9 protein-coding genes and 1 tRNA gene are annotated in these 10,760 nt (G+C 62.2%); 7 read left to right on the top strand and 3 right to left on the bottom strand.

Annotated elements, in window-relative coordinates:
• Positions 1–84: 84 nt before the first annotated feature.
• Positions 85–3,204, top strand: coding sequence for a type I restriction endonuclease subunit R (locus NKH21_RS21080; RefSeq protein ID WP_352867269.1), 3,120 nt, complete (start codon positions 85–87; stop codon positions 3,202–3,204).
• A 13-nt stretch (positions 3,205–3,217) separates the two neighbouring features.
• Here NKH21_RS21080 and NKH21_RS21075 read toward each other — a convergent pair whose 3' ends face one another.
• Both NKH21_RS21075 and NKH21_RS21070 read right to left on the bottom strand, forming a co-directional pair.
• On the bottom strand, positions 3,218–3,697 hold the full coding sequence (locus NKH21_RS21075; RefSeq protein ID WP_352867266.1) for a hypothetical protein: 480 nt from the start codon (positions 3,695–3,697) through the stop codon (positions 3,218–3,220).
• A 189-nt stretch (positions 3,698–3,886) separates the two neighbouring features.
• Positions 3,887–3,976 (bottom strand) — tRNA-Ser (locus NKH21_RS21070).
• A 424-nt stretch (positions 3,977–4,400) separates the two neighbouring features.
• On the opposite strand from NKH21_RS21070, the gene NKH21_RS21065 reads away from it, so the two are divergent.
• The 3 genes from NKH21_RS21065 to NKH21_RS21055 all read left to right on the top strand — a co-directional run bounded on the left by NKH21_RS21065 (position 4,401) and on the right by NKH21_RS21055 (position 6,657).
• Entirely contained in the window at positions 4,401–4,724 is a 324-nt protein-coding gene (locus NKH21_RS21065) for a hypothetical protein (protein ID WP_352665598.1), read from the top strand.
• 66 nt (positions 4,725–4,790) lie between these two features.
• Positions 4,791–5,453, top strand: coding sequence for a peptide-methionine (S)-S-oxide reductase MsrA (msrA, locus tag NKH21_RS21060; protein WP_352665597.1), 663 nt, complete (start codon positions 4,791–4,793; stop codon positions 5,451–5,453).
• A gap of 214 nt (positions 5,454–5,667) precedes the next feature.
• Positions 5,668–6,657 carry a BMP family lipoprotein gene (locus NKH21_RS21055; protein WP_352488676.1) on the top strand — a complete coding sequence of 330 codons (990 nt, stop codon included), beginning with the start codon at positions 5,668–5,670 and terminating at the stop codon, positions 6,655–6,657.
• Between the two features lie 65 nt (positions 6,658–6,722).
• On the opposite strand, the gene NKH21_RS21050 is transcribed toward NKH21_RS21055, so the two are convergent.
• Positions 6,723–6,932 carry a SlyX family protein gene (locus NKH21_RS21050; protein ID WP_031211352.1) on the bottom strand — a complete coding sequence of 70 codons (210 nt, stop codon included), beginning with the start codon at positions 6,930–6,932 and terminating at the stop codon, positions 6,723–6,725.
• A 181-nt stretch (positions 6,933–7,113) separates the two neighbouring features.
• On the opposite strand from NKH21_RS21050, the gene NKH21_RS21045 reads away from it, so the two are divergent.
• From NKH21_RS21045 to NKH21_RS21035, 3 genes are read left to right on the top strand one after another with little or no spacing between them, the layout of a single operon-like run.
• Entirely contained in the window at positions 7,114–8,646 is a 1,533-nt protein-coding gene (locus NKH21_RS21045) for an ABC transporter ATP-binding protein (RefSeq protein ID WP_352867262.1), read from the top strand.
• Positions 8,643–9,782: an ABC transporter permease gene (locus tag NKH21_RS21040; protein ID WP_352867259.1), complete on the top strand. Its 1,140-nt coding sequence runs from the start codon at positions 8,643–8,645 to the stop codon at positions 9,780–9,782. The genes NKH21_RS21045 and NKH21_RS21040 overlap by 4 nt, the downstream gene beginning before the upstream one ends.
• A 1-nt stretch (position 9,783) precedes the next feature.
• Entirely contained in the window at positions 9,784–10,755 is a 972-nt protein-coding gene (locus NKH21_RS21035; protein ID WP_352867256.1) for an ABC transporter permease, read from the top strand.
• Positions 10,756–10,760 lie beyond the last annotated feature (5 nt).

Below are 10,760 nucleotides of genomic sequence, written 5' to 3'. Positions count from 1 at the left end.
GGGAGAGAACTTGTTGGTCGTCTTGCTTGTCATGGCTCCACCTTCTCAGGAGTTGGAGCCTCCGATCAACCCGGGGCGGTTCACTTGAGCCTCCACAAAGAGATCAGCTTCGAAGCCGAAGTCTGCGACTATCTCGCCGGCAATAGTTGGCTCTATGTCGAAGGCGATGCCGCTGCGTATGATCGGCCTCACGCGATGTTTCCTAGCGACGTGATTGCTTGGGTGCAGGCGAGCCAGCCGGATGCCTGGGCGATCCTTAGCAAGAATCATGGCGTGGCGGCCGAGGGGATGTTGCTCGACCGAATCCGCAAACAGCTCGATGAGCGCGGGACGCTGGGGGTGTTACGCCAGGGCGTCGAACTGATCGGCCTTCGTGCGCCGCTCAGCCTCGCCCAGTTCAAACCGGCACTGGCGATGAACCCCGACATTCTCGCCCGCTACCAGGCCAACCGGCTGCGCGTCATACGTCAGGTGCGCTACTCCGAGTCCAACGAGAATTGCATCGACCTGGTGCTGTTCCTCAACGGGTTGCCGATGGCGACGGTCGAGTTGAAGACCGATTTCACTCAATGCATCCGGGACGCGGTGGATCAATACAGGTTCGACCGGCACCCCAACCCCAGGGGCCAGCGCCCGGAGCCTCTGCTGGCCTTCATCGGCGGCGCACTGGTACACTTCGCGGTCAGCAATGCCGAAGTGATGACGGCGACAAGGCTGGAAGGCTCGGCGACCCGCTTCCTGCCGTTCAATCGGGGGCGCGACGGCGGCAAGGGCAATCCGCCGAACCCGCTCGGCCACCCCACAGCCTATCTCTGGGAGGACATCTGGCAGCGCGACTCCTGGCTTGAAATCCTCGGCCGGTACATAGTCGTCGAACGGGACGCCAAGAAGAAGATCAAGGGCGTCATCTTCCCGCGCTACCATCAGCTTGACGCGACGCGAAAGCTTCAAGCGGCCGTGCTGGCAGATGGCGCTGGCGGCAAATATCTCATCCAGCACTCGGCGGGATCGGGCAAGACCAACTCGATCGCCTGGTCGGCGCATTTCCTTGCGGACTTGCATGACGGGCAGCACCGCAAGATGTTCGACACCGTGCTCGTGGTGTCCGACCGCAACGTGATCGACACGCAGCTCCAGGAGGCCATCTTCAGCTTCGAGCGGACGACCGGTGTCGTCGCTGTCATCAGGAACGACAGTGGTGCCAAGAGCGGCCAACTGGCGGAGGCGCTAGCGGGTGGCAAGAAGATCGTCGTCTGCACCATCCAGACCTTTCCCTTCGCGCTGGAAACTGTGCGTGAGCTTGCTGCAGCCAAGGGCAAACGGTTCGCGGTCATCGCCGACGAGGCACATTCCAGCCAGACGGGCGAGGCGGCGGCGAAACTGAAGGCAGTCCTCTCGGCCGAAGAATTGGCAAGCCTCGGAGATGGTGGGGAGATCAGCAGCGAGGACATTCTGGCGGCGCAGATGGCAGCCCGCGCGGCCGACACCGGCATCACCTATGTCGCCTTCACAGCCACGCCCAAGGCGAAGACGCTGGAGCTGTTCGGACGCCGTCCCGACCCTTCGCAGCCGGCCAGCGACAAGAACCTCCCAGTGGCCTTCCACGTCTATTCCATGCGGCAAGCGATAGAAGAGGGCTTCATTCTCGACGTGCTCCACAACTACACGCCCTACAGTCTGGCTTTCAAGCTAGCCAGTGACGGCGAGGAGATGGACGACAGGGAGGTGGAGCGCTCCGAAGGGGTCAAGACGCTGATGCGCTGGGTGCGACTTCACCCGTACAACATCAGCCAGAAGGTGCAGATCGTCGTCGAGCACTACCGCTCGCTGGTACAGCCGCTGCTGGATGGCAAGGCCAAGGCAATGGTAGTCGTCGGCAGCCGCCTGGAGGCCGTGCGCTGGCAGATCGCCATCCAGAAATACCTTCGCGAGAAAGGCTACAAGTTTGGGGCGCTCGTTGCCTTCTCTGGCGAGGTGAACGATCGGGAGAGCGGACCTGACCCGTTCAGCGAAACCAGCAAGGAATTGAACCCGGGGCTCAACGGGCGCGACATTAGGGAAGCCTTCAAACTGCGCGACTATCACATCCTGCTGGTCGCCAACAAATTCCAAACTGGGTTCGATCAACCACTGCTCTGCGGCATGTATGTGGACCGCCGGCTCGCTGGCATCCAGGCGGTTCAGACGCTCTCCAGGCTCAATCGGGCGCATCCGGGCAAGGACACAACCTTCGTCCTCGACTTCGTCAACAGCAGCGATGACATCCTGAAGGCGTTCCAGACCTACTACCAGACGGCAACGCTGGAGAACGTGACCGACCCCAATCTCGTCTATGATCTCAGGGCCAAGCTTGATGCGCTCGGCTACTACGACGATTTTGAGGTCGACCGCGTCGTCAAGGTCGAGTTGGAGCCAAGCTCGAAGCAGGGCGACCTGGTGGCGGCGATCATGCCCGTGGCGGATCGGCTGTTGCGGTCTTACCGGGGAGCGCAGGAACGCTTGAAAGCGGCAACGGCGCGGGATGACGACAAGGCCGCCAAGGATTCCCAGGACGAGATGAGCGCTCTGCTGCTTTTCAGGAACGATATGGGGGCCTTCATCCGCCTCTATACGTTCCTCTCCCAGATATTCGACTACGGCAACACTGCCATCGAAGCGCGAAGCATCTTCTTCCGCCGCCTGATTCCGCTCCTAGAGTTCGGCCGGCAGCGCGAAGGCGTCGACGTCTCCAACATCCTGCTGACGCATCACAAGCTTTCCAGCAAGGGTAAGACGCCGCTCGTTCTAGGCGGATTCAGCGAACCGCTTGAGCCGTACATCGCGCCGGGATCAGGCTCCATCACCGAGAAGGAACGGGCGTTGCTGGCCGAGATCATCGCCAAGGTGAACGACCTGTTTCAGGGAGACACCACCGACGACGACCGGCTGATTTACGTGAACAACGTCATCAAGGGGAAATTGCTGGAAAGCGAGACGCTGGCACAACAGGCGGTGAACAACAGCAAGGAGCAATTCGCCAACTCTCCGGCGTTGTCCAAGGCCATCCTCGATGCGGTCATCGACGCGCTCGAAGCGCACACCACCATGAGCCGGCAGGCACTGGACTCGAAGGACGTCCAGGAAGGGCTAAAGGATGTGCTGCTGGGACCGGGACAGCTTTACGAGAGTTTGAGAAGTGGTGCGGAACGAAGGGCGGCACCGTAGGCGTTCGTGGGGATTATTCCTTCGGGGGCTCGACGCGTTCGGCATCCAACACCGAATATGTCACACCACTTTCGACTTTTTGCGATCGTTGAAGTTCCTCAAAAAGGTATCGGGCAAACATCGCGCCGCCGCCCAGAACCACCCAAAGTGGAACCCCAACCGCGCCGCCGAGGGCCGCAATTCCTGCATTTGCTCCGCCAAACATCGCCACTCCGACAGCGGCAGCACTGAGCCCCAATCGTTGCGCGGCCGTGCGCTTATCCCATCCATGCTTCTTGGTCTCGAAGGCGACTATCTTTAAGACCGGCCAGATCGCCTTGCTCTTGATTGCGGCTGAGATGGCGGCCCCCGCTTTCTGGTAGATAGACAAGTCTGCTTGGCGAAGATCCAACAGCTTTAGCACAAGGGTCTGTAGGGCCTGATTCTCGCTTGGCGTCGCGTTTTCCGCAATCCGAACGGCGAGCTGCTTCTGACGATCTTGCTTTTCGATCATGCGTTTCCCTCGGCACCTTAGAGGTCATAGCAGACCGCGACGGATAATCGAGACTAGTTTCAGAAGGAGGACATTGCCAAATCACCGACATGTGTAAGTGAATATTGGGGCACCGGTTTGGGGCACCGCAAAGCAGGGGCTTAAAAATAAGTCATACAATATCAGCCACTTATGTGGCCATTTAGGAGATGGCGGAGAGAGCGGGATTCGAACCCGCGTTACGGTCTCCCGTAAACACACTTTCCAGGCGTGCGCCTTCAACCACTCGGCCACCTCTCCGTCTTTAGCATTTTCGCTGCGGCCGGTTTCGCCGCGCGGGTTGGGGAGATGCATCTCCCTTGGGAGTCCGGACCGGATTCCGGCCGTGGGCGCCGTCAACCAGCGGATACCCTTTCCCGCACCTGAGCCGTTAAAGCAACAGGCGCGGGGCTCATCTAGTCGATCCGGTGCCGAATGCCAAGACATAACGGCAGTCTATTCGCTTTGCCGGATAGGGATGCTCAGTCCATGTTATCGGAGCACCCATTGGGAGCGCATCGAAACGATTGGTGGAGGTGTGCTTGCCGTCCGGCGGGCCACCGGTTCCGGCGAACCGGCGGTCGCGGGTTCAACTTCGCGTGTCGCGATTGCAGGCCAAGCAAGTAGATCCTATCTAACAGTCCGATACGACATTCTGATAAACTCCTGGGGAGGAAGGGTCCGGATGTTCCGCTTCGTCTTTCGTCTCGCTGCAATGGTCTCGCTTTCGGTTTCGGTCATCATGGCCGTGCTCGACGCGACCCGCTCGGTGGCGGCTTCGGCGCTGGTGATGACCCCGCTCAATACCAGCTGGCTCGCGGTCTCGCCGGATACGCGCAGCGCCTTCGAAAGCTTCGTCCGCGACAAGGTCAATCCGTTGCTGTGGGACGGTGCCATCGCCTGGGTGCTCAGCCAGCCCGGCTTCGCCGTGTTCGCGGTGCTGGCGTTTATTCTTTATGCCATCGGCTACAGGCGGCAGCGCCCCAGCGGGCGGTTCGCCGCAACCTGAAATTTCCAGCTTTCCCGGCCCCTGCGTCGCGGGAAAAGCTCAACCAAGAAGAAAAGGAACCCGCACATGTTTCTCAGCGACATGCTGAACAAGAAGCTCAACCTGCCGAAGCCCTCCGAGGCGTTGCCGGGCCGCGACCGGCCGATCCCGACGGCGTCGAAGCACTTTGTCTCGAACAGGCCGCTCAAGGGTCCTTATCCCGAAGGGATGGAAACGGCGATGTTCGGGCTGGGTTGCTTCTGGGGCGCCGAGCGCCTGTTCTGGCAGGTCGAGGGCGTCTGGGTCACGGCGGCCGGCTATGCGGGCGGCGTGACGCCCAATCCGACCTATCAGGAAACCTGCACCGGGCTCACCGGCCATGCCGAAGTCGTGCTCGTCGTCTACGATCCGAAGATCGTGTCCTATGCCGAGCTTTTGAAGCTGTTCTGGGAAAGTCACGACCCGACGCAAGGCATGCGCCAGGGCAATGATGTCGGCACCACCTACCGCTCGGCGATCTATACGTTCAGCGACGCGCAGTACCAGGCTGCGATCGCCTCGCGCGATGCCTACGAGGCTTCGCTGCGCGGCGCCGGCCGCGGCAAGATCACCACCGAGATCGCGCCGGCGCCGGAATTCTACTTCGCCGAGGAAGACCACCAGCAATATCTGGCGAAGAACCCCTACGGCTATTGCGGCCTGCAGGGAACCGGCGTCTCCTGCGCCATTCCGGCCGCCGCCTCCGCCTGATCTTACGCCCTGACGCAATGAATATGCTGTGGCGCCGCGATGCGGCGCCATGCTTTTCCAAAGGGTCAAAATTCCACGTGAATTTTGTTTCGGGCCGTGCCAGATTGACCCGAAGCGGGAGGAAGACACTCCTGCCTGACGCCGCATGCCTGCCGGAGAACCGGGCCGGCATGCGGTGCATAATGGACAAATAACCGACAGGGGTGTGGATCACATGAAACGTATCGTACTTGGCCTCATGGCCGCAGCTGCAATGGTTCTTCCGGCCTTCGCCGCGGATATTCAACCCGCGATCCTCTACGATCTCGGCGGCAAGTTCGACAAGTCGTTCAACGAGGCGTCCTTCCACGGCGCTGAAAAGTTCAAGACCGAGACCGGCATCCCCTATGTGGAATTCGAGGTCAGCAACGCCACCCAGCGCGAGCAGGCGCTGCGCCGCTTCGCCGAGGACGGCCGCAACCCGATCGTCATGGCGGGCTTCTCCTGGGCTGACGCGCTCGACAAGATCGCCACCGAGTTCCCCGATACCAAATTCGCCATCATCGACATGGTCGTCGACAAGCCCAATGTCCGCTCCCTGGTCTATAAGGAGCAGGAAGGCTCGTACCTCGTCGGCGTGATGGCGGCGATGGCTTCCAAGACCAAGAAGGTCGGCTTCGTCGGCGGCATGGACATTCCGCTGATCCGCAGGTTTGGCTGCGGCTATGTCGGCGGCGCCAAGGCGGCCGGCGCCACCGACGTCATCCAGAACATGACCGGCGATACGCCGGCAGCCTGGAACGATCCGGCCAAGGGCGGCGAGATCGCCAAGACGCAGATCGACCAGGGCGCCGACGTGGTCTACGCAGCGGCAGGCGGCACCGGTGTCGGTGTGCTGCAGGCAGCGGCCGACGCCGGCAAGCTCGGCATCGGCGTCGATTCCAACCAGAACGGCCTGCAGCCCGGCAAGGTGCTGACCTCCATGGTCAAGCGCGTCGACGTTGCCGTCTACAACACCTTCATGGATGCCAAGAACGGCAAGTTCACGGCAGGCGTCAACGATCTCGGCCTCAAGGAAGGCGGCGTCGACTACGCCATGGACGACAACAACAAGGCGCTTGTCGACGATGCGATGAAAGCGGCGGTCGAAAAAGCCAAGGCCGACATCATTGCCGGCACCATCAAGGTGCACGACTACATGTCGGACAATGCCTGCCCGTATTGATTGATCGACATTGCAGACTGACGAGCCGCCGGGTGAAAGCCCGGCGGTTTTGCATTGTCAGCCGCTCACCAGTGCGGCGGCTTGGTCACCGGCACGTCGGGTGCGGCCTGTTCCTCCAGCGCCAGGAAGCGCTCGGCCAGCGCGTCGAGCTTGCGCTGCATGCGCTCGATCACCTTCCACTGCTCGGCGATCTGGCCGGACAGTTCCTCGATCGTCTTCTCCTGCTCGGCGGCGCGGATTTCCAGCGTCGTCAGCCGATCCTCGGGCATGGTCATTTGAAATCCTCGATCAGGCGATTGTGCAGGCTGCGGCCACGTTGGAAATTGACAAGCATGGCGGGATTTGTCGAGAGTGAACCCTGCTCCGGCCAATCGGTACGGACCCAATTGGCACAGACTGGGCGTCATGCTAGGCGTTTGACCAAGCGGTAAAAAAATAACAGTGGGAACAGGCTGCATGGCGCAAGCCGCAATCGAGCTGATCGGCATCGACAAGAGCTTTGGCGCCGTGCGCGCCAACCGCGACATCAATCTGGAGATTATGCGCGGCACCATCCATGGCATCGTCGGCGAAAACGGCGCTGGCAAGTCGACGCTGATGTCGATCCTCTATGGTTTCTACCAGGCCGATTCCGGCGAAATCCGTGTCGGCGGCCAGCCGGCATCGATCAAGACGCCGAACGATGCGATCGCGCTCGGCATCGGCATGGTGCATCAGCACTTCATGCTGGTCGACAATTTCTCGGTGCTGGAAAACGTCATTCTCGGCGCCGAAAGCGATGCGCTGCTGAAGAAGAGCATCGCCAAGGCGCGTTCCGAGCTGGAGCGGCTCGAGCGCGAATACGGGCTCGAAGTCGATCCGGACGCGATCATCGAGGAGTTGCCGGTCGGCCTGCAGCAACGCGTCGAAATCCTCAAAGCGCTCTATCGCGGCGCCGAGATCCTGATTCTCGACGAGCCGACAGGCGTGCTGACGCCGGCCGAGGCCGACCATCTGTTCCGCATCCTCAGGCAGTTGAAGGAGCAGGGCAAGACGATCGTGCTGATCACCCATAAGCTGCGCGAGATCATGGCGATCACCGACACGGTCTCGGTGATGCGCCAGGGCACGATGGTGGCGACGCGCGAAACCAGGAAGACCACGGTCGAGGAGCTGGCCGAGCTGATGGTCGGCCGGCGCGTGCTGCTGCGCGTCGAGAAGGGCGAGGCGAAGGCCGGCGGCGTCAAGCTCGCGGTCAAGAACCTGACGGTGAAGGATTCCCGCGGCGTCACCATGGTCGACGACGTCTCCTTCGACGTCCATGCCGGCGAGATCGTCGGCATTGCCGGCGTCGCCGGCAACGGGCAGTCCGAACTGCTCGAGGCGATTTCCGGCATCAGGCACGCCGTTTCGGGCTCCGTTATGCTCGACGGAAAGCCGATCGACCTGACCGGCGCCGCCGATCCCGGTGAGTTGCGCGAGCGCGGCCTTGCCCATGTGCCGGAGGACCGCCATCATGTCGGCCTGGTGCTGGCCTTCGAGGAGAACGAGAATTCGATTCTCGGCTACCAGGACGACGAGCGCTATCTGAAGGGGCCGTTCCTCGACATCGACGCCATCCGTAACGATGCCAGGGACAAGATCGTCAAATACGACATCCGCCCGGCGGACTGCCGCCTCAAGACCGCCAATTTCTCCGGCGGCAACCAGCAGAAGATCGTGCTGGCGCGGGAAATGGAACAGGATCCCGGCGTGTTGATCGTCGGTCAGCCGACGCGCGGCGTCGATGTCGGCGCCATCGAATTCATCCACAAGCGCCTCATCGCCATGCGCGACCAGGGCAAGGCGGTGCTGGTGGTTTCGGTCGAGCTCGACGAGATCCGCTCGCTGTCCGACCGCATCCTGGTGATGTTTGCCGGCCGCATCGTCGGCGAACGCGGTCCCGACGCGACCGAGGGCGAGCTCGGTCTGCTGATGGCCGGCGTCGAGCACCGGGAGGCCGCCGAGTGAGCACTCCCTATGCCAAGCTGCCGGCCTGGGCCGATTACGTGCTGATCCCGCTGATCAATCTGTTCGTCGCCTTCGTCGTTGCCGGTTTCGTCGTCATATTGGTTGGCGAGAACCCACTGCGCGCGGCCGTCGTCCTGGTCGAGGGGGCCTTCGGTCGCGGCCAAGGCATCGCGTTCACGCTTTTCTATGCCACCACCTTCATCTTCAGCGGGCTTTCGGTGGCGGTTGCGGCGCATTGCGGCCTGTTCAACATCGGCGGCGAGGGCCAGGGCTATATCGCCGGTCTCGGCATCGGCATCGTTTGCCTGACCTTCGACAGCGTGCTGCCCTGGTGGCTGACCTTCCCGATTGCCATTGTCGCCGCCGCGGCGATGGGCGCGCTGTGGGCGCTGATCCCGGCCTATCTGCAGGCCAAGCGCGGCTCGCACATCGTCATCACCACCATCATGTTCAATTTCATCGCCGCTAGTGTCATGGTCTATGCGCTGGTGGGCATGCTGAAGCCGCCCGGCTCGATGGCGCCGCAGACGCGTACCTTCCTCGAAGGCGCACAATTGCCGAAGCTCAACTGGGTCATCGAATTGTTCGGCGCCAAGATCCGTTCGGCGCCGTTCAACGTCAGCTCGCTGCTGGCACTGGCAATGGCCTTTTTGGTGTGGGCCCTGATCTGGCGTACCAAGCTCGGCTACGAGATGCGCACCTATGGCCACAGCCCGAAAGCGGCGCGCTATGCCGGCATTTCGGAGATCCGCATCATCATCATCGCGATGATGATCTCGGGCGCGCTGGCCGGCATGATGGCGCTCAACCCGACGATGGGCGACCAGCACAATGTCGCGCTCGAATTCGTTTCGGGCGCCGGTTTCGTCGGCATTGCGGTGGCACTGATGGGACGCCTGCACCCGGTCGGCATCGTGCTGGCGGCGATCCTGTTCGGCATGCTCTACCAGGGCGGCGCCGAGCTCGCCTTCGAGATGCCGGCGATCAGCCGCGACATGATCGTCATCATCCAGGGCCTGGTCATCCTGTTCGCCGGTGCGCTCGAGCATATGTTCCGGCCCTATGTCCAGGCGCTGTTCGCCTCGCTCAGCCCGAGATCGGTCGGCATGGAAGCGGTCAAGGGGAAGGGCGCCTGAGATGGATTTCTTCAACGCCATCGTGCAGGTCCTGGACTCGACCATCCGCCTGTCGGTCCCCTTGCTGCTCGCCTGCCTCGCCGGCCTCTATTCGGAGCGCGCCGGCGTCTTCGACATCGGGCTCGAGGGCAAGATGCTTGTCGGCGCCTTCGCCGGTGCGGCCGCCGCCTCGGTCCTCCACTCGGCCTATCTCGGGCTCGGCATGGCCATCCTCATCTCGGTTGCTTTCGCGCTGATCCACGGCTTTGCCTCGATCACCCATCGCGGCAACCAGATCGTCTCTGGTGTCGCGATCAATTTCATTGCCGCCGGATCGACGATCATGCTCGGCCAGGCCTGGTTCCAGCAAGGCGGGCGCACGCCGGCGCTGGCCGCCGGCGAGCGCTTCGAAGCAATCATCTGGCCTGGCGCGGATGCACTCAGGAGCGTGCCGATCCTCGGGCCAATCTATTCGGAACTCATCTCCGGCCACTCCGTGCTGGTCTATCTCGCCTTCCTGGCCGTGCCGTTCACCTGGTGGGTGCTGTTTCGCACCCGCTTCGGCTTGCGCCTGCGCGCCGTCGGCGAGAACCCGGCCGCGGTCGATACCGCCGGCATATCGGTCGCCTGGCTACGCTACCGGGCGCTGATCTGCACCGGCGTGCTCACCGGCATTGCCGGCGCCTATCTGTCGATGGTGCAGAATGGCGGCTTCGTGAAGGACATGACCGCCGGCAAGGGCTACATCGCGCTGGCCGCGCTGATCTTCGCCAAATGGAAGCCGGTCAATGCCATGTTCGCCTGCCTGCTGTTCGGCTTCCTCGACGCGGCGTCGATCCGCCTGCAAGGCACGCCGCTGCCGCTGATCGGCAAGGTGCCGGTGCAATTCATGCAGGCGCTGCCCTATGTGCTGACCGTCATCCTGCTTGCAGGCTTCATCGGCAAGGCAATCCCGCCGCGCGCCGGCGGCGTGCCTTATGTCAAGGAACGCTGATCTAT

The organism is Mesorhizobium sp. M1329 (assembly GCF_040318035.1).
Lineage (GTDB): Bacteria > Pseudomonadota > Alphaproteobacteria > Rhizobiales > Rhizobiaceae > Mesorhizobium.
Note: the sequence above shows the minus strand (reverse complement) of the source record. Positions and strands in the feature narration are given on the sequence as shown.